Here is a 21001-nt window from a genome sequence, read left to right on the forward strand (position 1 = left end):
GACATGGCGAAGCACACCCCTAGTGCTTCGGCTCACTACTGTATGTATTGACAGTGACTGGCGGGCATGCTACCCTCACAGCGTTCTTCAAACTATGCAGCAGACGGAACGCTGTGAGGGTAGCATGCCCGCCATCCGCAGCTCGATTTTTCCGTAATTTTGCTCGCTTCAAAAAGCTGTTTTTGCGCTTCATTTGGACTCTCCTACAGAGGGTTATCATAGCCCTCATTATACAGGAATTACCTTTTAAAATCAGCGACTTAGGTCGTTTAATCGCTGCGTTTTTGGGGTGGTGACGACGCCATAAACTGGATGGCCAGCGGCAAATTCATCAAGTTGAATAATCCCCAAAAACAGGTACGCGAGCTTGATCCGGTAACTACGATCGGCGTGGGGAAAAGCTTTCACTCTGGGGTTGTAAGCCGGAACCCCCGATTTTTCCGTCATGGTACTTTTGGCTTCGTTTCTGACCTCTCTGCCACGGCCGAATCGGGTGCGGATACCCTGTCGGCTTGACCTGGTGAGCGGAAATTGGCCGGAACAGGTTTTCCGTCCCCCAAAAATCGCCGCAAATCTGACGCGCGGAATTTTTGGGGTTCCGGCGTACACCCCCTTCATGTAATTCAATTTGCCGCCGGCGCCACCGATGACGGGCATCGTGGACGAGCCCTCCTCCACCGGCTGCACTAGGACCGCCTGGCCCTTGCCGTCGCCATGGCCATGGCCATGCATAGTGATCCAGCGAGTGCCGGGCGTATGGATATATTATACAAAACTTTTCGATTTTTTTCGATTTTTTTCGATTCTTTGAGGTCTTTTTTGAATCTATTTGCCCGGTTGGCGATCGTATTGTATTAAGCCCAGAGCGTATCGCACTTGCGATGTGCGGATACCCTCTTTGCCTGCGGCTTCATCAATCCTTTCACCCTGAACCAGTACGGCCTTGCACGCTTTTAACGTGCGGTTAGATATTATCTTTCCGCCGTCCAGCGCCTTTTGTGCCGCCTGGTCAAACTTTGCTTCGGTCCACGTACCGCTACGGGACGGCAGCGCTTGAGTGCTCGTATGTCCTTTTCCTAATGGGCTTTCGCCGTGACGCTCTAAGCGATCCAAATAGAACAAAGATAGGGCCACTCCGATGGCACCCCCTAGCAGCACCGCTAACCCTTGACGAACCAAATCGTGATCGATTAGGACGGCGCCCGCGCTCAGTAAGCAGAGGGGAAAAACAACTTTAAGGTAGGACCGCAAGCCCGGTTGTTTAATTGTGAAGAATAGCTTGTCTACTGTGCTGAGCTGCTTACGGCATCTCTCAGCAATATCCTCAAGCACAATTTCATTGACCGCCATGCATATGAAAATCGGATCATCTGGCGCGACGCGAACACCCTTGTCCAACAAGATCGCTCTCATTGCATCGAGATCTATCTGAGAGCGGAGAATGGACCCCCGTTCACTGTTGTATCTGTTCACTATTCCGTTAAGTACAATTTCGTTTAAAGCGACCAAGTGGAAAGCGGAATCGTCCTGCTTAACCTGAATTCCTTTTAACCGCAAGCGATTTTGTATTTTCTGGATGTCCATCAGGTTTTACCAATTAACGTTATCGAGTTCTTCGAACACGTTTCCAACGATTTTCTTCAAGCGATTTTTTGCAAGGAAGGTGAAGTCGCTTGACTTCATCACATCATCCAGCGTCATGCTGCTTGACGTCATTGCCTTCATATCTCCAACCATAGTATCTGACTGGCTGCGGTCTACGATTTTTACAATGCCGGCGATTTTCCCAGCTTTTTTTGCTTCTTTATAAAGCTTGCTATCGGTAATTCCATGGCCTTCGTAAGAGAATGCGCCCCAGAACTCATTTTCCCAAATGACAATCTTCGCATGTTCGTTTACTTTTTCGACCAAAGCGTTAAAACCATCGTAAGTGTCACGCATGGCGCCGCCACCAGTAATGACGGTGTGGACGAACACTTTCTTTCCACTTTGTGCCATCACTTCGTAGATGTCGTTTTCGAGCAGGTATTTCGTCAAAGGCATGAAGGTCGCGGCGCCATTGTCGATAACAAAGGTAGCTTCCGTATTCATGACCATTTCCATCAACGGATCGAATTTTGCTTGGAGGATGTTTCCCCCGACCGCAATTTCGACTGATGCTACGTCCAAACTAGCGTACTTGGAAAAAGTTTTGTTGACCGGGTCGGTATCAGCGCATACCACGTTCTGACCTTTGCTTTGGAGGTACTGTGCCAGCAAAACGGCAACAAGTGATTTCCCAACGCCGCCTTTGCCCTGCAAGATCAAGTGAAGACTGTTCATGTTTATCCCTATTAGTTTGATTTATCTACTTCGAATTGCGCCGAGGGGATGTGGCTTAGCTCATCCGGTGTTCTCGCCAATGCGTGCAATACGTTTTTGCTTTTAGGCTGGGGTGTTACTACTGACTCTTGTTGCTTACTTGGTGCGATTGCGGCGGGAGCCGCTTCCATCGACTTTGACCCCGGCATTGTTTTAGGGTGAAAGGTAGTAGCCCCTTGCTCCGCTCGCTCTTTCCGTATCCGTTGAAGCGCGGATTTGAAAGCCCCCATCTTCATGTCAGCGAAGCCTAACTTGTTCAGTTCGGCCAACACTTCAGCTTGCGGTACACGTGCCTTTAAGGCGACCTCTACCTCGTCAAATATGTCACGTAACCGTGCTGCCTCGGGGCGATTCAAACTCCCTGTTGCCAGGTTGCGGAAGCGCTCTCCGACCTCGTTCTTGTCCATATATACGCCCTCGTCTTTAAGTGGCTCGAATTTACAGGGAAACAAGATGCCTGTAAATTCTTTTCGATTCCACCCGGCTATATTGCACTGTGAAATGATATTTTCCAATTTATTTCGATTCTTTTCGAGTCTCACCGTTACTTTGTAGTGCTTTTACGATCTTTTTGCATCTTTTGTTGCCTTAAGTAAATTCCCAAGGCAAAATGATGCGTAAGTAGAGACGTTAGCAAAATACAGGATGGGGTTTGTCAGACACATACGCTTCGCTACTGTGCCTGCCAAACCATGGGATCGATGCTCGGCGGCTACGCCTTCTCTCATCGTCCCTCCCCTGCAAGGGCGCTGCCCTTGACCCGCTTGCCACAACCCGCGCCAAACATAAGGGGGAGAACACAGGATTCGGAAAAAATCGGGCGCTAAGCCAATTCACTCGTTGTTGCGCAACCCCAATGGCCGAAATTGTCCATCGTCGGCCTTCCGATTCTGACGCCAGACGTAATCCCCGGTCAGATTGATGTGTTCCCAGTCCAAGGGAGACAGGTATTGCAGCATGTCGTCCTTGGCCAGCTTGCATGACTCGCGCAAGGCCTGCGTGGCCCGCTCCAGGTACACGGTGTTCCAGAGCACAATGGCCCCCGTCACCAGATTCAAGCCGCTGGCGCGATACCGCTGCTGTTCAAAGCTTCGGTCCCGAATTTCGCCCAGCCGGTGGATGAAGACTGCCCTGGCCAGCGCGTTGCGCGCCTCCCCTTTGTTCAATCCCGCATGGACGCGCCGGCGTAGCTCGACGCTTTGGAGCCATTCCAGAATGAACAGCGTGCGCTCGATGCGGCCCAATTCACGCAGCGCGATCGCCAGACCGTTCTGGCGCGGGTAACTGCCGAGCTTGCGCAGCATGAGCGACGCTGTCACGGTGCCATGCTTGATTGACGCCGCTAGGCGCAGGATTTCGTCCCAGTGCGCGCGCAGGTGCTTGATGTTGAGGGTGCCGCCGATCATGGCTTTCAAACCTGGATAGTCGGCAATAGCGCCCGGAATGTACAGCTTCGTGTCGCCGAGGTCGCGAATGCGCGGCGCAAAGCGAAAGCCCAGCGTATGCATCAGCGCGAACACGTGGTCCGTGAAGCCGGCGGTGTCCGTGTAGTGCTCCTCGATGCGCAGGTCTGATTCGTGATAAAGCAACCCGTCGAGCACGTAGGTCGAATCCCTGACGCCGACGTTGACCATTTTGCTGCTAAACGGAGCGTAGTTGTCAGCGATGTGCGTGTAAATCATCTTTCCCGGTTCGGCGCCGTACTTCGGGTTGATGTGTCCGGTACTTTCGGCCCGGCCGGCTGCGCGGAAGCGCTGGCCGTCGGATGATGACGTGGTGCCGTCGCCCCAGTTGGCGGCGAACGCGTGACAGGATTGAGCGTTGACGAGTTCGGCCAAGCCGGCTGAATAGGTTTCGTCACGGATGTGCCAAGCCTGTAACCACGACAGCTTGGAATAGGTCGCGCCGGGGCTCGATTCCGCCATCTTGGTCAGGCCGAGGTTAATGGCGTCGGCCAGAATCGCCGACAGCAGCAATGTCCTGTCTTTGGCCTGCTCGCCGTTTTTCAGATGGACGAAGTGACGGGTGAATCCGGTCCAGTCGTCGACATCCATCAACAGCTCCGTGATCTTGATGCGTGGCAGCATCGCGCTGGTGAGGTCGATCAGTGCCTGGGCCGACTCGGGCACCACCGCGTCCTGCGGGCTGATTTTGAGGCCAGTGTCGGTAATGATGGCGTCCGGCAGTTCATTGGCCAGCGCAAGCCGGTTGACCGTGGCCAGTTGCTGGTTCAGCAGCATCACGCGTTCGAGCAAGTACTGGTCGAGGTCAGGGTTGATTGCAATGGGCAGCGTGCGGGCCTGTCTAAGTTCGCTAAATTTTTCCGGTGGCAGCAAATATTCCTCGAAATCCCGGAACTGGCGCGAGCCCTGCACCCAAATATCGCCGGAGCGCAGGGCGTTCTTCAGCTCGGACAGAGCGCATATCTCATAGAAGCGGCGGTCGATGCCGTCGCTGGTGATGACGAACGGTTTCCAGCGGGCTTTGACGAATGTAATGGTCGCGTCTTCTGCTACCCTGCGCGCTCCGGTCGTGTTCATCTCGCGCACGACGTCGATGGCGTCGAGCACCGATTGTGCTGCGGGCGCCGCTTTGAGCTTAAGCACGTCAAGAAATTCGGGCGTATAGCGACGCAATGTGTTGTACTGCTCTTCGATCAGTTGTAGATGGTCAAATGTTGCGGGCCGGGCGAGCTGGGTGGCCTCGGTGACGCTTTGTTCAAATTCAGTCCACGGCAGCACGGACTCGATCGCGGCATATGGGTCGCCGCCGGATTCTTTGGCTTTAACCAGCGCACGGCCAATTTTCGAATACAGACGTACCTTGTCGTTGATCGCCGTGCCTTGCTTTTGGAACTGCTCCTGGTGCTTGTTCTTGGCCGCGCTAAACATCTTGACCATGATGCGGTCGTGCAGGTCGACCAGTTCGTCCGTCACGGTGGCCATGCCTTCGATGGCCAGTGCTGCCAGTGTGGCGTAGCGCCGCTCGTCCTCGAATCTGGCAAGGTCGCTCGGTTGCATCTGAGCGCCTTCACGCGCAATCTTCAGCAGACGGTTTTGGTGAATATGCCGGCCCAGTCCCTCCGGCAAGGCGAGCGACTGGAAGATCTTGAGGCGCTCGATATGCTCCCGCACGTAGCGGGAATTCGGTTTGCGTGGTGACTGACGCAGCCATACGAGCCAAGTGATTTTTATGTCCGGCGCGACATTGAGCAGGTTATCCAGCCCGCTTCGGTGATGTCGTTCCAGCGGCTCGATCAACGTTCGATAGATGCGCCTGTTGGCCCGCGTCACAGCTTCCGCGCAAGCACGCTCAATGACCGATAGAGCCGGCAAAATAATTCGTTTCTGCCTCAGCGTTTGCAAGGCATGGCTTGCAAGCACGATGCCTTTGTCAGTCTGCATGGCAAGGTCAGCCAAACTGTGCGCCAGCTTCCGAAAATCCGTCAACCCGAACGGTGACAATCCGAGATAAGCGCGCAACTCATGCAAATGCTCATTGCGCGTTTTTTCGCGCGCCCCGTATTCCTGCCAAGTGGCGGCATTGCTTCGTACCTGGCGGGCGATCCATTGAATGACCGTATCCGGCACCGGCATGTCGCCGGCCAGCGCATAGCCAGGGTAGCGCAGCAGGCACAATTGGACGGCGAAGCCGATTCGGTTGGCGTCGCCGCGGCGCTGCCGGATCATGGACAAATCGGACTCGGTAAAGCTGTAATGCTGAATGAGATCGTCTTCGGCCTCCGGAAGTGCCAACAGGCTCTCCCGTTCCGTTGCGGAAAGTACCGAACGACGCGCCATACGTTACGCCATCCTGGCGGCGTATAGGCACTTCATGTTGGCCCCGCCCCGCCAATTCGCGCGATGGTTTCAATCAGCGTGGTTCGCTTGACTCCAAAGGTTCGACAGACCGCCGCCTTGGACATGCCATCGCGCAGTGCTGCAAGAATGGACTCCAATTTTTCGCCGGTAATTGACGGCGGGCGGCCACCGACACGACCGCGCCGACGCGCTGCGGCAAGCCCGGCGGTCACGCGTTCCTTGGTCAACGCCCGCTCAAACTGGGCCAGCGCGCCGAAAACATGGAACAGCAATTCGCCGGAAGCTGTCGTCGTGTCCATTCCTTCCGTGAGTGACCGAAAGGCGACTTGCTTGTCTTTAAGCGTGTTCACGATGGAAAGTAGGTGCGGCAATGAGCGGCCGAGCCGATCTAGCTTCCAGACGACAAGCACATCACCAGGCCGCAAGAATTCAAGCGCTTGAGCCAAGCCTGGCCGATCATCCTTGGAACCGGACGCACGGTCTTCATAAACATGCCGGACATCGACGCCCGCCGCCTGCAGCGCGTCGCGCTGCAGGTTGGTGTTTTGGCGGTCCGATTCGGACGAAACGCGCATATACCCGACAAGCATGTACGGAAAACCCATAAAAGATGATTGTCGTATGCTACATCATGACGACATAGGTTTCCGTACACTTTTCATGCCTTGGCGTGTAAGCTCTAGATAACGCCTGTCGAGCCGTCGTAAAACATCTGTTTTCCGACGGGCCTATGTCTGGAAAGACGCCGACATTTCGTCGCACCGTGCCATTGATTTATTGACACGTGGTCGCATATCGCATGCATCGTGTTCTTTCCTATTGAAGGCTCGCCAGAAAAGGCAATATGACGGTCTCCACCGCAACTCAAGTCTCATTTTTACGTCGTTTCCAAAAATCGCTGCGCTCCATTTTTTTCATCCCGGACCCAGACTTGGAATTTTCATTTAAACATAGCGAGCTCGCCCAGTTGCATGCGAACACAGCCGTCGCAACAAAGGCGTCGATCGATGTTCAGACATGGGGCGACCTATTGCTCGATCAGTACGCCAAGATTTTCTCGGAAGGCGTCAGCATATTTGGACAGCAGGTGCTATACCGGCGTCTGCTCGCTGGATCAGACGACACTGCCTGCGCCGAACAAATTACCAGGGTGAAGGCATTGATGGCGGACCCGGAACAGCTGTTCCGGCTTTATCAAGCCTGTCAGCCTTTGCGACGCGCGGGTATTGAAATTGCAAGCCTGCTATTCGGCTCGCAGCAAGATAGCAGTCGGCCCGCATGGACTCGTTACATTGGCATCGTGGGGCCCGGCTTCCTCGTCGCGCTGGCCGCCACCTTTGTCTGGCCATTGGCATGGGTAGCCGTTGGCATTGCGTTTGCATTGTTGTTGGCAATCCGGTTTCGCTACACCGCGGCGATCGAGGGATGGAACGTATCGATGGAGTCGCTGCAGCGCGTGCTCAGTGTTTGCAGCAGCCTGGGTGAGCGTAGCGAACCAATGCTGCATCAGTTTGTGGAGCTGCGCGCACGCGCCGGTCAGATCAATCGCAGTCTATCGCGTGCGCCGTTGCTCGTATTGGTTCCGGTCGCAAAAGACTACCTCGACTGGTTCATGCTGGCTAACGTCCTACATTATTTCAAATGCGTGAATCGGGTCGATCGCAATCTCGTGTTTCTGCGCGAGTTCTACCTCTTGATTGCAAACCTGGAGGCAGACATCGCCCTCGCACGTCATTTACAGGTTGCGCCCATTTTTTGCTGGGCCGACCGTCATACGGGCACCGACGTAAGGTTCAACGAAGTCGTGAATCCCCTGCTTGCGCACGCCGCGCCGCTGTCGATCGACCTTGCCGAGAAAGGCGCTTTCATTTCCGGTCAAAACGGAATTGGCAAGAGCACGCTGCTGCGCACGATCGGCTTAAACCTTGTTGTTGCGCGCGCATTTGGATTTTGCTATGCGCGTGGCGCCGCCGTGTCCACGCGCCCAGTCTACGCGAGCATGCAAAACGAGGACGCTATGCTCGGCGGAGAGAGCCTGTACATCGCCGAACTACGCCGCGCCACCGAAATGCTCGCATCCCTCGATGGCCCTGATGCGGGCATTTACATAATCGATGAGATTTTCCGTGGCACCAACCATCTTGAATCGGTATCCGCTGCCGTCGCAGTGCTTGAAGAACTCGCCGGCAAGGGCATGGTCATCGTCTCGTCGCACAATCTAGTGCTAGCGCCTCTGCTTGCGCATTGTTTGACGCCACTCTACGTGAGCGTGTCCAACAGCCATTCTGGGCAACTGACCCTGCTGCAGGGAGTGCTTGCACAAACGAATGGAATCTCGCTCCTGTCGGAACGCGGTTTTGACGCGCGTCTGCAGCACAGGGCGAGCAGGGTGTTTGACTGGTTGAGCGGATACCTCGGCCATCCCGCCGAATATGGCGACGTCCTTGTGGCAACTCGGGTGTGATCTCGCATTCGGCGAAGACGGCCCCGAGAACTCTTCAGCTTGGAGGTGCAGTGGGGCTGAGCATAACCGTTTCTCTGTACTTCAACCCCAACATGACCATCGAAAGGTTGCCGACGAACAAATTCGGCCGGTGGGGAGCCTTAAAGGCGGGTGAACTGGCTTGGCGCCCGATTTTTTCCGAATCCTGCGTGCCCCCCTAAGGGGACGCGTCTGTCAGGTTGAGGTCTAAGCGTTGCCACATTAGCGTCAGAGAATTCGGCAATATACCCTATTCTGACGCTCTTACAGTCACGTACCTGACGTCAGATTGAAGCGTACATCAGCCTGACACTAAGCCGCCGCGTCGATCAATTTGACCAGCATAGCCGTTCCACGACACCTAAGGTCGCCATTACATGTAACCTACTGGTGACTTAGTGGGAGTTATCGGTTACACTTGTTCCCATCATATGCTTTTTCTCGGAGAACCAATGTCACCTGTTGACGTCAACCAGACAGAAACGATAATCCGCTTCTCGCGCCGCCAGTTGTGGGGGGTACTGATCATAATGATCGCCTTAACAATTAACTATTCAGTCCGTATGTTCCACCCCGATTACGAACATGCTGTTGGCGTTCTGTACGTCGTGTTCATCGTCGTGTTCATCGTCGTCTTTGGTGGGGCGTCCTCCAGGATCAAGTGGGGTGCGCAGGAAACCAAGCAGGCAATAAGCGTTCTGGAAAATGACGAGCTGCGCAAGTTCGCATGCGCAAAGGCCTTCCGTAACGGTTTCTTCATTCAGTTGCTCTATCCTGCCGCTTGTGCCTTCGCGCTGCTCGCGCTGGGCATAGCAGACCCATGGCCGCTTGTCGTCGGCAGTAGCACCTGGCTTGGCTTCGTGACCTTCATAGCCAGCGTCCTGTGGTATGACCGCTAATGGAGCAACGCATGAGCGAGAACCTTTCCACCACGATGAGGCAGCACCGTGCGCGTCTCGACCTGACCCAGGCCGCGCTGGCCGAGCGAGCCGGCATCACCCGCAAGTCGGTCAATGCGATCGAAGCGGGAACAATGGTGCCGTCCACGATCCTGGCGCTAAAGCTGGCGCTCGCGCTAGGCGTGACGGTTGAAGAATTGTTCGCGATTGAGATGTTGCCAAATTAGCCGTCGGCCAGCAACGACAATGCGAGGCAGGTCACTACAGCAAGGCTTAACCCGGTTGCCGGTTCCATTGCACCTGAAACCCCAAGCCCCTGGCAGTTCGACCGGCCCCAGTGCTAAAAGAGCCAAGAGAGAGAAAAGAGCAAAAAGAGAACAGAGAGAAAACCTCGGGAAATCCCCAACGTCGCCGGCCGTCGCACACCTTGGGTCTAAAATAGAATGAGTGTGGATTAGTTACCTTTTATGCTATACTTCGAAGTAACTTCACCCTCCCCTTCTCCTCATGAGCAACCTGACTTCGTGGGACGCCGACCCGGTTCAGTCGTTCAAGGACTTCGTGACGACGATCGACTTCGCGAAGACCGCCCAGCGCTTGCGTGCCGACGGCACCATAAGAGCGGTTTCGGCTGAGTCAGCGAAGACATATACCTTCATGTTTGCGAACGTGGTCAACTGGATGGGCGGCCAGGGCAAAACAATGTCTACGGTGACCCAGGCAGACCTGATCCGGTTCATCAACCGCAGCGAAAACGGACAGCGCCTCCTCAACAGCAAAATCGCCTACAGCTACCTGCGGCTCCTGGAGCGGTGCTACCAACACCTCAACATCGCGCCCAATCCAGCCAGGCAGGCCATCCTCGGCACTGACCGCAACGCGATGTCACGGAACAAGGCTGGCCGGCACCTCTCGCCGGAGCAGCTTCAGCACTTCTTCGACGCTTTACCGTCAACGCCGCCGCGGCTGCGCCGCATCACAGCGTTCGATGGGTGGAAGCGACGCCGCGACAGGACCATGCAGATCATGATCGCGCTGACAGGGCTGACCGTTTCGGAGGCAATTGGCCTCCTGGTTCATGAGATCAGGGACCAGGTTGCGCTCGACGGGTCGATCGACCTGACGATCACGCCGGAGGAAAAGCACGACACCAGCTATGAGCACACCACTTCCCTGCCCCGTGAAGGCGTCAACGAGCTGAGGCCCTGGCTCGCTGAGCGCGAGAAAATGGTCAAGGAAATTGCTCTGCCCGGCGAACTCGTTTTTCCGGCCAACGTCCAGGGCGAGAAGATGACGAAGAAAACGGTCTACAAACAGATCCGGGCGACCTTTGAGCGTGCAGGCCTGGACACCTCTCGCGCCGGAGGCCAGACCTTGCGCAACACGTTCGCAAAGGGACAATTAGATGCCGGCGCCACCCCATACGACTTGAAGAACGTGCTGGGCATAGCGCTTGAACGTTCCGCCGCCGACTATAGGCTCACAAGAATTAAAGGCGACCCTAAATGAAACTGGCCATCATCCTTGACACCTTAGCTACCGCCAGGCTGCCCGCCGTGACGGGCGAGCAGCTTCTGAGCCTGGTAGGGACCGCGGAGGGCAAGGCGTTCGCTGCGGACCTAAAACGGTTTGCCGCCGGCGAGACGCAGCGCCACGACCAGCTGGCGGCTGTCGTGCACGCGCTTGCGCCGGCGCTGCGAGGAGCGGTGAAAGAGCTAGGCTACCAGTTTGATCTGCGCACCCTGATCGCGGCAGCAAAGCTTGACCGGTCGTCCGGCATCAAAGCGATCATCAAAGCCAGTGAAAGGCCCGACAAACGTGCCCAAGCAGTCGCGTTCCTGCGGCGTGCCGGACTTCAGGTAATCGGTGGGACCGAGCGGTCGGCACCGGCTGTGCCGACCGAACCGCCCTACTACTCCTTCAAAATATTCGGTAATTCAGCCGCGCTTTGCATTAGCGAAGCCAGAACGCGCGCTGGCAACCAGTACACCATCCAAGTCGAGGGAGCGGTGGGCGCCGCCGTGAGCGGAACCAAATCGTTCGACTGGAGAAGCGTGATGATCGTTCAGCTCACCAAGCAAGAATGCTACTTGACCCTCGCTCTATTCGAAAACAAGATCGCCTCGCTGCGGTTCGATGGGCACGGCGACCGTCACGATAAATCGCTTCATATCGACTACCAAGAGCGCCACTATTTTGTGCGAATGACGAAAAGGGGAAAAGCCGCCGTTGCGGTTCAGGTCAGGCCGGCTGACGCACTGCAGATCGTCTCGCTCCTCTACAAACAGATTCGACTCAATGACCCGCACCTAGAGATAGACCAGATTCGCGCGTTCACAGATCAACTAGCGCAGATGACGAACACCACGACGGTTTAATCGCTCGCCGGCGGCGGTGTCGGTTTGCTACGCTGTCTTGTTCACGCTAATCGCGCCCGACTCGATAGCGAATTGGAAGATGTCTTGCGAGGTAGGCTCACCCCAATGCTTTTGGGCGAGCCACGAGTAAAGGGGCACCATGAGCCGCGCTATCCGTTTGTCGACTTCTTCCGGGATGCGAGTCGCGCTGTTAGCTTGCACCCCGTTGTATTCTGCGATAACCGCCTCGCGATCTGCCGCCGGCATTTCCTTTAACATCGCTTCAGCCTCAGCGTTGCGGTGCTGCGTAAATCTGGTCTGGATATCACGCATGCTCGCAAGGTCTTGACCTGGAGTGGACGGTGCCGCTTCGACAGGCTCCGGCGCGTACTTCCCTTCCAATGCTCGCTTCATATACGCGCCGATATTCTTGATCGCTGGCTGGCTCTTGTCGGCCACGCGGGTCATCGTGAAACGCCAGGTTGCATCGATGACCGCAATCGAATAGGCGTTCAAGATCTTCTTCCGATCCCGCACGCCGATTCCCATGTCCTCTAGGCGCGTCTCCCACTCCGCACTCTCTCCTGATTCGGCAGGCGCTTCCAGTCGGAAGATAGCCTTTTCCTCTACCTTGAACTGGAGGGTCTTAACGCTACGGCCGCCGTCCTTGTTCTCGATCAGCTCAATGGTGAGGTCGGACTTTTCATTGATTTCCTTTATAGCCGGCTTCAGCTTTTCACGCTTAAAAAGCTTAAATTCATTGAGGACAGACGTCTCACTGACTTCACCATAAATTACCCAACGCCAGTCTTCCCATACCATTTCGTTTGTCAACTTCGATGGGTTCGTGCGAAAGCGATTTACCCATTCATACAGCGCCGCAGCTGGGTCTAACTTAAAAGTGCGCTGAATTCTCAGATCTAATCGTGCGTAAATTTTTGAATCGAACAGCATTGGCTTGATCTGTGGCGCGTACGAGTAGAAGACCCGGTCCCGATCGAAGCCGACGAACGGCAACAGCACGCACGACGCCCACATCGCCTCGCCATCCTGTTGAAGAAAATCCCACTGTACCGTCAGCTTCTGCATCTGCGTCAGCGCGTCCTTCAAGTGCTTGCGATTCGGAGACGTGTAGTCGATGATCCGCATCAGTTCTAGACGCGAGATCGAGTAGGTATCGACGTTCACGCCTGGATTTTTGGCATGCTCTTCGAGCGCATGCTTCAGCATCGCGTTGAACGCTAGGCGCTGCGTTTTATTTTGAATACCGCCAGTGATCGCCATGTGGATCGCTTGAACTGGTTTCTTTAGAATTTCAGGCTGTTGTTCGAACAGCAGCGCAAGCGCCATCTGTGAGCCAGCAGTTTCATCATGGGACATCTGAAATTCCAAGGAGAGGGTAATAATTGTTGAGTATTGTTCCCCTTTGTTCCGGTTTCGTCAACTGGAGCGTATCCACCGCTGCCTATCAAAAACGTTCACCGTTCGACTCCAAAGGTGAGCGTTTTAGTCGGTTCAAACGCACGCCAAGCTCGCTGGCCTTGCCGGAGCCCCACGCATCTCGCCTGTTTTTATCCTTAGGTGCGAGGAAACTTACTTATAGATAACTTTTTGGGCCTTGGGCTATCAGAAAAGCTCACCTTTAGTCCGAAAACACTGTTTGCCTATCAAAAACCATCATCTTTCGGCCCGTCAGCTCCGAGTCCCTATCAAAAAGAGTCACCTTTCGCAGCCTGAACGCGCCAGGCTATCAAAAACGTTCACCTTTCACGGCCCCCGCCCGCGCCAAGGGAGATTCTAGAGCCGCTTGACGGGTATAAGAACTAGAATTCAGTGCTTTTTTTGCAAGTCGAAAAGGGGCAAATAGTGCGCAGAAGTCGGAATGTGCGAGATGACATGAGTGGTGTAGAAAAAAATGGGTTTTTTGTGACTGATACGCCAACTTATCCACAGCATCTATCAAAAACATTACCCTCAAAACATATCCCCATCCCTACCCTATCAAAAAAGCTCACCTGTAAACATATCCACAACCCCAGCCTATCAAAAACGTTCACCTGTAAACATATCCACAACCCTAAATCTGCGGGAAGCCTTGCTAGCACTGCGTTTTGGTTAAGCAAATGTAAACTCAAGGGTTTGAATGCAATTTTGAATTATTTGAACTACTAGGCATACTCCCGAGAACGCATACTGTGCCTTGTTGTTTGAAAAACGCTTCGCTGCTAGGTTTTTTACTGTTTTTCGTAGTTTTACCTTGCAACGTCAAAGTTTCTTTGCGAGAGTAGTATAATCATACGTTGATTGGGGAAATTCTTGAAGCGCAAGCCATTTAAAGTACAAGCCGTCGCAACTCTGCTGGGTATCAGCGTCGATGCCGTTCGTCGCGATTCAGACGATGCAGGCCTGCAAATCGAGCGTCAGCCCGGTGAAGGCCCTAAAACCCGGCTGTTCAGCGTCGAGAACATTTTCGATCTTGCAGCGTATCGGGCGAAGAAATACGGCATCGTCGCGAAGCAAAAGCGGATCTTCACGGTGTACGCCCCTAAAGGTGGAGTCGGTAAAACGACCAAGGCATCCAATGTGGCTGTGACCTTGGCGCTCATGGGTTTGCGTGTGCTGGTGATCGACCTCGACTTCCAGGCCAATTTGACCATCTCGTATGGCTACGACCCTGAGCTTACGCACGACGAAGCGAATGAGTCTGGATTGCCTGTTTCCACTTGTGTCGACTATCACTTCGGTCACCTTCTGCCGCAGTGGCAGGGTAACGGCGCCGGCGCTACGCTGGACCAGGTCATCAAGAAACCATTCGGCGAGAACGGTCCACACGTGATCCCGTCCGAAGTTACGCTTGATCGACTGGAGGCACTGTTCACTGTCGAAGCGATCATGAGCAAAAAGCCAGAACTGGCTATCGCTCGATGGCTGGCGAATAGCCGTACCGGGAAAAACAAGGACATCGACCTGTCCAATTACGACGTCATCATGTTCGACGCGCCACCAGCGAAGAACCAGACCACGCGCGGCGCCTTGCTCGCAAGTGACTTTGTGATCGCTCCGGTGTCCATGGAAAAATACAGCACGAAGTCGGTTTCGTATCTCGCAGGCGTTCTTGCGGAAATGGATGCGGAACACGGCAAATACCCTGAACTGGTCATCCTGGGCAATTTCTACGACATGACCCGCGTACGCGTGGCGGCGCAAGTACTCGCGCTAACCAAGCAATATCCCGACGCCTGGCTGGACAAACAGGTGAGTTCCAGCGAGGAATTCCGGAAAGTTTTGTCCGACGAGGAGGGCATGCCGCTGGCACTTGCCCGGCCAAGCAGCAATGCAGCGGGTGAGCTACGCGCTGTCACAAAGGCGCTCGTAGAGAAGATGGGGATACTGTAATGGGCAAAGCACACCAATCCGAATCGGAATTTAACGCAACGCTGGCCGCGCGGCTCGCCGCCGGTGCGGCGGCCTCGCCCCAGCCTCCAGCCAACGGCGGGATGCACATGACGGCAGCTCCGAAGGGGCCTTCGAAATCGTTGGAAGCGTTGCTTGAAGGTGACACCCCATTTCCGGCGCCGATGCTCTCCCCTGGCATGATTGAATCGGCCAGCACGGTCGAGCAATCGGAAGATCACATCGTACGCATCCAGGTGCAACTGGTCGTTGACTCCCCGTGGCAGCCGCGTACTCGCTACGATGAAACCGACCTGCAGGCGCTTGGCCAGACGATGAAGGATCGGGGCCAGGACGAGCCGATCAAGGTACGCAAGCTGGCTAACGGGCATTTTGAACTGATCTACGGCCACAGGCGTATCCGTGCGGCGCGGCTGATCGGCTGGGCCGATATCAAGGCAACGGTCGTGGAGCTGGACGACAAGGCGGCCGAGTTGGCAACGCTTGTCAGCAACGAGAGTCAGGTAGGCCTCAGTGACTGGGAGCGTGCCAAAGCCTACAAGCAATCCCTCGACCATGGCCTCGCCGCGGACCAAAAAGAGGTTGGACGGCTTTTTTCGTGCTCCCAATCTAGGGTTTCCCAATGCCTAACCCTCTATAAGCTCCCTGAGCCGATTTTGCAGCTGCTCAACAAATACCCCGGCTTGATCAAATATCGGCACGCTAAGCTCGTCCTGCAGCTTGCAAAGGACTATCCGGAGGCTGAGGAAGCGATCGTAACGGCAGTAGAAAGCATGATTGACCAGCCTGACCTTGAGGCAGACGAGCTACGCAACCAGGTCGAGAAGGCGCTTAAACCGAAACGCCCTCGCCCGAAAACGCTGGAACCTCGCCTGATTGGCGACAAGAACGGCTCTTCGGTCTTCTCAGTCAAGTTGCACGAGCGCCAGATCGTCATCAACATTGAGGACGGTGTCGACGTTGAGATGGCTAGAAAGCGCACCTTGGCCGCACTGCGTGAATACGCGCAGACGTTCGAACTGCCTGAAAAAGAAAAGGCTTTGAAATCAAAGACTTAACTTTTCAGAATTTGCATATTTTTTGGTAAAACAATTTAAAATCAATGACTTAGATATTTTTATGAACCGTTAATATTCCGGCGCCAGGTGCGCCGGTTTTTTTGCCTGATCGATTAACACCGCCTGCCCTCTGCCCTCTTCCCCCTCCACCGGCAGCGCCGTCCGTACAGGAAAAAAACGACTATCTACGTGAGGTAGTCGGGTGAAATTGTCACTGTAGCGCGGTCAGTACTGCACCCCCGAGCGTTGCTTCAACGACGAAAGGAGCACAGGCGGACGATTCGACGAACCGGCCAACTCGAACAGTAGCTCCGCGGCTCTCCGCTCACACCGGACGGGAAACTCCTTCGCGCCGTTCGCCAGCAAGAAGATAGTTCGTGTGACTCCGTTCGTGAAGCTGAGGAAGACTTCTCCTTGGCGGACAACCATCGCATCTTTCTTCCACCACAGAAAATGCTGGCGTCGCTCAAAGACATCTCGCGAGATCACACCGCACGACACTTTGGCCAGAGGAACAGGATTTTCGGCGCCGTGCGAAAACCCATCGACCGCATCCTTGTCCTTGTAGTCGGTGGGCCACGTCGCTTCGTCGAGCAATGCAATCTCACGGTGACTACTCTGCGGCGATCGCCACAACTGCACGAAGCGGGCGGCGTCAACGAGAACCACCGCATAGCAGTCATCTCCCCCCGGCAGCTCGGCTTGCATGTGCACGGATCGACCGTCCTTCAACGGAACCGCGAAGGTGGCCGCAGTCAGCGATCCGAAAATCTTTGCAACCCCGGTGAACGTCGGAAACTCGTTTCAACTAGGATTGGCTTGAATGTTTGACGGCGGTGCGGCCGGTGTCGTTGGTAACGGCTGAGTGTGCGGACTGCACATTAGGTAACTCCTATTGGAAGTATTTTGATGGCAGGATGGCGATGAACGAATCGGCGCCGACGAGAATCGCTGCGAATGGATTTGTGTGCTGCCACACATCGGCATGGGTGTTGCGAAACATCGTTTGGGGAATGCCGCAATTGTTTGCTTGGCGAATGGCGTACAGCTCGGCCGCCAATCGACCCGCGCTGCAAATGCTCCGTTCACGTTGAGACGTACCTTCGCCAGTAGTATTATTGCCCTGACCATGCAGTGCCGTCGATTGATTGTTGGTGGGATGGTGATGGGTGAAGATGCAATGCTCCTCTCGATGCCGATTGTCGGCGTTGGTAAAAGAGGAAGACCTATAAAAATTGATCGGCTCGCGACATCGGTTGGTTGACGCCAGGCGGGGAGGGCGCTACGGGGCGTTGTTGAATAATTCGACCGGTCGCCACAGGAGTGTACAATCTGGCATCATTTCTTTCCAGGTAGGGGATCTACGCCGGAACCCCCGGAAATTTTGTCACCCCAAATCCAAACCGGCCAAGAGTGCGTATTCCACGGCAAAGTGGCGCGTCCAGGCGTGAAGAAGGGAAACGGAAAAAATAGCACGCTAGGCCTACGGCGCTACTTTGAAGGGTCTTCCGAGCCGGATGATCGGCTGCTTACGCCCCTAAGCGGACATTAGCAGAATAATTTAGCCATTTCGATACGAATTAATCTGACTTGATTTGCGCAAGAATGGAAGCGAGCTTTTTTGCATCCACTGGCTTGATTAAATGATGGTCAAATCCGGCAGCTAAAGTATTCTTTTGATCCGCATCCTGACCATACCCTGTCACAGCAATCAGCACGCACTGGGATTTTTCTAGCTGACTCCGAAGCCGCCGTGCCAACTCATTGCCATCCATGTCAGGCAGTCCAATATCGAGAAGACAAACATCAAGCGCTTCATGCATGGCGCGCTCTAACGCGCGCTTCGAGCTATGTTCAATAATTACCTGATATCCGAGTGCTTCAACAAACATCGCCAGCATCTGGGCCGCGTCGATGTTTGAGGTACCCTGACTTTTTCGGACACTCTGGTTTGGTAAACTTAACCAACTGGAGAACTTATGAAACGCTCAAAAACCTACACACCCGAGCTTCGCGAAGAAGCGTAAGCGCTCCATGAACCACAGCCTTGTGGCGTGCCCCGGATTTCCGCATGCTAGCCGTTTCAATTTAAACGGGAGCAAGCATGGAAGGCGACACCGAATTTTGGACCTCGCACGTCGAGTCGTGCCAGCGAGGGGGAACGGCGGCGAGCGCGTACGCGCGCCAGCATGGCCTGACGCTGGCGTCACTGTATTACTGGCGTCGTAAATTAAAGCTGTCCGCCGCAGTCGGCGACAGCTCCAGCGCACCGGCGAACAGGTTCGTCGCCCTGCGCGTGATGGATGCGGCAGTTGGTGCTTCAATCGGCCCATGCACACTGGTGCTGCGCTCCGGCCTGCGCCTGGAACTGGCGGCGCTGCCGCCGCCGGCCTGGTTGCTGGCCCTCGAACAAGCCCATGCAGGAGTGCGCTGATGCACCCTGGCTGCCGCATCGACCAGGTGTTTTTATGCCGCGACCCGGTCGATTTCCGCAAGTCCATCGGTGGCCTGTCGGTGCTGGTCGAGCAGGCGCTCGGCCTCGATCCGTTCGGCAGCGCGCTGTACGTGTTCATCAACCGCGACCGCAACAAGATCAAGGTGCTGTACTGGCACCGCAACGGCTTCTGCCTGTGGCTCAAGCGGCTGGAGGCGGAGAAATTCGCGTGGCCGCGCGACGCCGACGGCGCCACGCAAGGGGTCACGCTGCAGCAATTTGAGTGGCTGTTGGAAGGCTTCGATGTATGGCAAAAACCGCCCCATAAAACCTTGCATTTCAGTACCGTTTCATAGGGGGATTTGGTAAACTACGGCATGCCTTCGACCACTGCCAAACCGTCCAACCTGCCGCCCCGCTACAGCCTTCCAGAGCTGGCGTTGCCGGCCGTGTTGCCGACCGACGCGGCGGCGCTGACGACACTGTTGCACGCGGTCATTGCGGCCCATAACGACGTCAAGACGCAGGCGTTGAACCACATGCAGCACATGCTGGAGCAGTTCATCCTGGCGCGCCACCGCATGTTCGGCGCCAGCTCGGAACAGTCGTCAGGCCAGGGCCGCTTGTTCGACGAAGCCGAGGTCCTGGCCGCCGGCAGCGATGTGGCGCAGGACGTGGCACCGCTGCCAGCCGACACCGGCGGCGACGGCAAGACCGGCACCAAACCGGCGCGCGGCAAACGCGGCCTGTTGCCACCCGAACTGACACGCGTCGATGTCGTGCACGACGTGCCAGAGGCCGCGCGCACCTGCCCGTGTGGCATGCCGATGGTGAAAATCGGCGAAGAGATCAGCGAGCAACTCGACCTGGTGCCGATGCAGGTGCGCGTGCTGCGCCATATCCGCAAGCGCTATGGCTGCCCGGGCAGCGTACACGCGCCGGTGACGGCGGCCTTGCCACCCCAGCCCCTTCCGAAGAGCAATGCCAGTGCCGACCTGCTGGCCATGCTGCTGGTGGTCAAATTCATCGACGGCCTGCCACTGGCCCGCTTCGAACACGTGCTGGCCCGCCACGGCGTGAAGGTGCCGCGCCAGACGCTGGCACGCTGGGTCATCGGCGCGGCCGGCGTGTTGCAGCCGCTGCTGAACCTGATGCGTGACGCCTTGCTCGAAGGCCCGTTCCTGCACGTCGACGAAACCGTGGTCCAAGTGCTCAAGGAGGCAGGCAAGGCACCCACGTCGAACAGCTATATGTGGGTGCAAACGGGCGGGCCGCCGGGGCGGCCGGTGGTGGTGTTCGACTACGATGCGAGCCGCGGCGGGCAGGTGCCGGTGCGCCTGCTGCACGACTACCGGGGTTACGTGATGACCGACGGCTACAGCGGCTACAACGAACTGGTGCGCACCGACGGCATCGAGCAGTTGGTGTGCTGGGCGCACGTGCGCCGTCGCTTTGTTGAGGCCGTTAAAGTGCAGCCCAAGGGCAAGCGCGGGCTGGCCGACGAGGCCGTCGCGCTGATCGGCAAACTGTACGGCGTCGAGCGCGACCACAAGGACGCCGACGACGCCACACGCCTGCTGGCACGGCAACGGCACAGCGTGCCGGCGTTGGCCGCGTTGCGCACGTGGCTGGATAAAACGCTGCCGGGTGTGACGCCGAAGAGCGCGCTCGGCACGGCGCTGTCGTACCTGCGCGATTACTGGCCGCGCCTGGCACGTTACACGGAGCGCGGCGACCTGCCGATAGACAATAACCGCGCCGAGAACGCGATCCGCCCCTTCGTCATCGGCCGCAAGGCATGGCTGTTCAGCGACACGGTAGCCGGCGCCAACGCCAGCGCCGTGATCTACTCGGTGCTGGAAACGGCGAAGGCGAACGGCCTGGAACCTTACACATGGCTGCGGCACGTGCTGCGCGACCTGCCCACGGCGAATACCGTGGATCAGGTCGAGGCGCTGCTGCCGTGGAATGTGAAGGATTTGCATACGCCGGATTTAACCAGCAATCTGCCTAGCTGAATAGGTTGGGGTTCGTGGAGCGCTTACCAAAACGTAGCCCACCTGGGAAGTTGTAAAACAATGCGTGTCGGTAAGGTCTCCCAACAATTTCCTGAATTTTTCTTCTGAGGTTCATATGTTCGTTCTCGTTGGAAGAATACGCTTCGTAACGCGATCC

General features: G+C 55.9%; 20 protein-coding genes. 11 read left to right on the forward strand and 9 right to left on the reverse strand.

All coding sequences use genetic code 11. The features are described from left to right. Positions 1 to 252: 252 nt before the first annotated feature. From ACP7BZ_RS21460 to ACP7BZ_RS21485, 6 genes are all read right to left on the reverse strand, one after another. Positions 253 to 732: a hypothetical protein gene (locus tag ACP7BZ_RS21460; protein ID WP_426116965.1), complete on the reverse strand. Its 480-nt coding sequence runs from the start codon at positions 730 to 732 to the stop codon at positions 253 to 255. A gap of 93 nt (positions 733 to 825) precedes the next feature. After that, the gene (locus tag ACP7BZ_RS21465; RefSeq protein WP_426116966.1) at positions 826 to 1584 is read right to left on the reverse strand and encodes a hypothetical protein; all 759 of its coding nucleotides are present in this window, start codon (positions 1582 to 1584) and stop codon (positions 826 to 828) included. 6 nt (positions 1585 to 1590) lie between these two features. Then, positions 1591 to 2322: a P-loop NTPase gene (locus ACP7BZ_RS21470; protein WP_426116968.1), complete on the reverse strand. Its 732-nt coding sequence runs from the start codon at positions 2320 to 2322 to the stop codon at positions 1591 to 1593. Between the two features lie 11 nt (positions 2323 to 2333). Continuing rightward, complete coding sequence (locus tag ACP7BZ_RS21475) at positions 2334 to 2903, reverse strand: hypothetical protein (protein ID WP_426116970.1); 570 nt, start codon at positions 2901 to 2903, stop codon at positions 2334 to 2336. 291 nt (positions 2904 to 3194) lie between these two features. Continuing rightward, positions 3195 to 6161, reverse strand: coding sequence for a Tn3 family transposase (locus ACP7BZ_RS21480; RefSeq protein ID WP_426116972.1), 2967 nt, complete (start codon positions 6159 to 6161; stop codon positions 3195 to 3197). Positions 6162 to 6193: 32 nt separating this feature from the next. Further along, positions 6194 to 6757, reverse strand: coding sequence for a recombinase family protein (locus ACP7BZ_RS21485; protein ID WP_426117042.1), 564 nt, complete (start codon positions 6755 to 6757; stop codon positions 6194 to 6196). Between the two features lie 269 nt (positions 6758 to 7026). On the opposite strand from ACP7BZ_RS21485, the gene ACP7BZ_RS21490 reads away from it, so the two are divergent. The 5 genes from ACP7BZ_RS21490 to ACP7BZ_RS21510 all read left to right on the forward strand — a co-directional run bounded on the left by ACP7BZ_RS21490 (position 7027) and on the right by ACP7BZ_RS21510 (position 11941). Next, positions 7027 to 8646 (forward strand): MutS-related protein, encoded by a 1620-nt coding sequence (locus ACP7BZ_RS21490; protein WP_426116974.1) that lies wholly within the window; start codon positions 7027 to 7029, stop codon positions 8644 to 8646. 470 nt (positions 8647 to 9116) lie between these two features. Next, positions 9117 to 9563, forward strand: a complete 447-nt coding sequence (locus ACP7BZ_RS21495; protein WP_426116976.1) for a hypothetical protein — start codon at positions 9117 to 9119, stop codon at positions 9561 to 9563. Positions 9564 to 9574: 11 nt separating this feature from the next. Then, positions 9575 to 9790 carry a helix-turn-helix transcriptional regulator gene (locus tag ACP7BZ_RS21500; protein ID WP_426116978.1) on the forward strand — a complete coding sequence of 72 codons (216 nt, stop codon included), beginning with the start codon at positions 9575 to 9577 and terminating at the stop codon, positions 9788 to 9790. Positions 9791 to 10070: 280 nt separating this feature from the next. After that, positions 10071 to 11072, forward strand: coding sequence for a tyrosine-type recombinase/integrase (locus tag ACP7BZ_RS21505; protein WP_426116980.1), 1002 nt, complete (start codon positions 10071 to 10073; stop codon positions 11070 to 11072). Continuing rightward, on the forward strand, positions 11069 to 11941 hold the full coding sequence (locus ACP7BZ_RS21510; RefSeq protein WP_426116982.1) for a hypothetical protein: 873 nt from the start codon (positions 11069 to 11071) through the stop codon (positions 11939 to 11941). Before ACP7BZ_RS21505 ends, ACP7BZ_RS21510 begins: the two co-directional genes overlap by 4 nt. 27 nt (positions 11942 to 11968) lie before the next feature. Here the strand turns inward: ACP7BZ_RS21510 and ACP7BZ_RS21515 are convergent, their stop codons facing one another. After that, on the reverse strand, positions 11969 to 13312 hold the full coding sequence (locus ACP7BZ_RS21515; RefSeq protein WP_426116984.1) for a replication initiation protein: 1344 nt from the start codon (positions 13310 to 13312) through the stop codon (positions 11969 to 11971). Between the two features lie 924 nt (positions 13313 to 14236). Here ACP7BZ_RS21515 and ACP7BZ_RS21520 point away from each other — a divergent pair. After that, on the forward strand, positions 14237 to 15316 hold the full coding sequence (locus ACP7BZ_RS21520; protein WP_426116986.1) for an AAA family ATPase: 1080 nt from the start codon (positions 14237 to 14239) through the stop codon (positions 15314 to 15316). Continuing rightward, complete coding sequence (locus tag ACP7BZ_RS21525; RefSeq protein ID WP_426116988.1) at positions 15316 to 16392, forward strand: ParB/RepB/Spo0J family partition protein; 1077 nt, start codon at positions 15316 to 15318, stop codon at positions 16390 to 16392. Before ACP7BZ_RS21520 ends, ACP7BZ_RS21525 begins: the two co-directional genes overlap by 1 nt. 225 nt (positions 16393 to 16617) lie before the next feature. Here ACP7BZ_RS21525 and ACP7BZ_RS21530 read toward each other — a convergent pair whose 3' ends face one another. Then, positions 16618 to 17100: a plasmid fertility inhibition factor family protein gene (locus ACP7BZ_RS21530; protein ID WP_426117044.1), complete on the reverse strand. Its 483-nt coding sequence runs from the start codon at positions 17098 to 17100 to the stop codon at positions 16618 to 16620. A 259-nt stretch (positions 17101 to 17359) separates the two neighbouring features. On the opposite strand from ACP7BZ_RS21530, the gene ACP7BZ_RS21535 reads away from it, so the two are divergent. Beyond that, positions 17360 to 17656: a hypothetical protein gene (locus ACP7BZ_RS21535; RefSeq protein ID WP_426116990.1), complete on the forward strand. Its 297-nt coding sequence runs from the start codon at positions 17360 to 17362 to the stop codon at positions 17654 to 17656. Between the two features lie 316 nt (positions 17657 to 17972). On the opposite strand, the gene ACP7BZ_RS21540 is transcribed toward ACP7BZ_RS21535, so the two are convergent. Continuing rightward, on the reverse strand, positions 17973 to 18293 hold the full coding sequence (locus ACP7BZ_RS21540; protein ID WP_426116992.1) for a response regulator: 321 nt from the start codon (positions 18291 to 18293) through the stop codon (positions 17973 to 17975). 203 nt (positions 18294 to 18496) lie between these two features. Between ACP7BZ_RS21540 and tnpA the strand changes: the two genes are divergently transcribed. From tnpA to tnpC, 3 genes are read left to right on the forward strand one after another with little or no spacing between them, the layout of a single operon-like run. Next, a complete protein-coding gene (gene tnpA / locus ACP7BZ_RS21545) occupies positions 18497 to 18826 on the forward strand; it encodes an IS66 family insertion sequence element accessory protein TnpA (protein WP_426116994.1) in 330 nt (109 codons plus the stop codon). After that, positions 18826 to 19182: an IS66 family insertion sequence element accessory protein TnpB gene (gene tnpB / locus ACP7BZ_RS21550; protein WP_426116996.1), complete on the forward strand. Its 357-nt coding sequence runs from the start codon at positions 18826 to 18828 to the stop codon at positions 19180 to 19182. The genes tnpA and tnpB overlap by 1 nt, the downstream gene beginning before the upstream one ends. Positions 19183 to 19203: 21 nt before the next feature. Then, the gene (gene tnpC, locus ACP7BZ_RS21555) at positions 19204 to 20844 is read left to right on the forward strand and encodes an IS66 family transposase (protein ID WP_426116998.1); all 1641 of its coding nucleotides are present in this window, start codon (positions 19204 to 19206) and stop codon (positions 20842 to 20844) included. Positions 20845 to 21001: the final 157 nt, after the last annotated feature.

This window comes from Massilia sp. PWRC2 (assembly GCF_049896725.1).
Lineage (GTDB): Bacteria > Pseudomonadota > Gammaproteobacteria > Burkholderiales > Burkholderiaceae_D > JAFCUW01.

Excerpts from the sequence above, each read along its gene's own strand:
- ACP7BZ_RS21540 (WP_426116992.1), bottom strand. The coding sequence starts at position 18,293 with ATGCTGGCGATGTTTGTTGAAGCACTCGGATATCAGGTAATTATTGAA.
- ACP7BZ_RS21505 (WP_426116980.1), top strand. The coding sequence starts at position 10,071 with ATGAGCAACCTGACTTCGTGGGACGCCGACCCGGTTCAGTCGTTCAAG.
- tnpC (WP_426116998.1), top strand. The coding sequence starts at position 19,204 with ATGCCTTCGACCACTGCCAAACCGTCCAACCTGCCGCCCCGCTACAGC.
- ACP7BZ_RS21490 (WP_426116974.1), top strand. The coding sequence starts at position 7,027 with ATGACGGTCTCCACCGCAACTCAAGTCTCATTTTTACGTCGTTTCCAA.
- ACP7BZ_RS21530 (WP_426117044.1), bottom strand. The coding sequence starts at position 17,100 with ATGCAAGCCGAGCTGCCGGGGGGAGATGACTGCTATGCGGTGGTTCTC.
- ACP7BZ_RS21485 (WP_426117042.1), bottom strand. The coding sequence starts at position 6,757 with ATGCGCGTTTCGTCCGAATCGGACCGCCAAAACACCAACCTGCAGCGC.
- ACP7BZ_RS21525 (WP_426116988.1), top strand. The coding sequence starts at position 15,316 with ATGGGCAAAGCACACCAATCCGAATCGGAATTTAACGCAACGCTGGCC.
- ACP7BZ_RS21470 (WP_426116968.1), bottom strand. The coding sequence starts at position 2,322 with ATGAACAGTCTTCACTTGATCTTGCAGGGCAAAGGCGGCGTTGGGAAA.
- ACP7BZ_RS21510 (WP_426116982.1), top strand. The coding sequence starts at position 11,069 with ATGAAACTGGCCATCATCCTTGACACCTTAGCTACCGCCAGGCTGCCC.
- ACP7BZ_RS21480 (WP_426116972.1), bottom strand. The coding sequence starts at position 6,161 with ATGGCGCGTCGTTCGGTACTTTCCGCAACGGAACGGGAGAGCCTGTTG.
- tnpB (WP_426116996.1), top strand. The coding sequence starts at position 18,826 with ATGCACCCTGGCTGCCGCATCGACCAGGTGTTTTTATGCCGCGACCCG.
- ACP7BZ_RS21460 (WP_426116965.1), bottom strand. The coding sequence starts at position 732 with ATGCATGGCCATGGCCATGGCGACGGCAAGGGCCAGGCGGTCCTAGTG.
- ACP7BZ_RS21465 (WP_426116966.1), bottom strand. The coding sequence starts at position 1,584 with ATGGACATCCAGAAAATACAAAATCGCTTGCGGTTAAAAGGAATTCAG.
- ACP7BZ_RS21495 (WP_426116976.1), top strand. The coding sequence starts at position 9,117 with ATGTCACCTGTTGACGTCAACCAGACAGAAACGATAATCCGCTTCTCG.
- tnpA (WP_426116994.1), top strand. The coding sequence starts at position 18,497 with ATGGAAGGCGACACCGAATTTTGGACCTCGCACGTCGAGTCGTGCCAG.
- ACP7BZ_RS21500 (WP_426116978.1), top strand. The coding sequence starts at position 9,575 with ATGAGCGAGAACCTTTCCACCACGATGAGGCAGCACCGTGCGCGTCTC.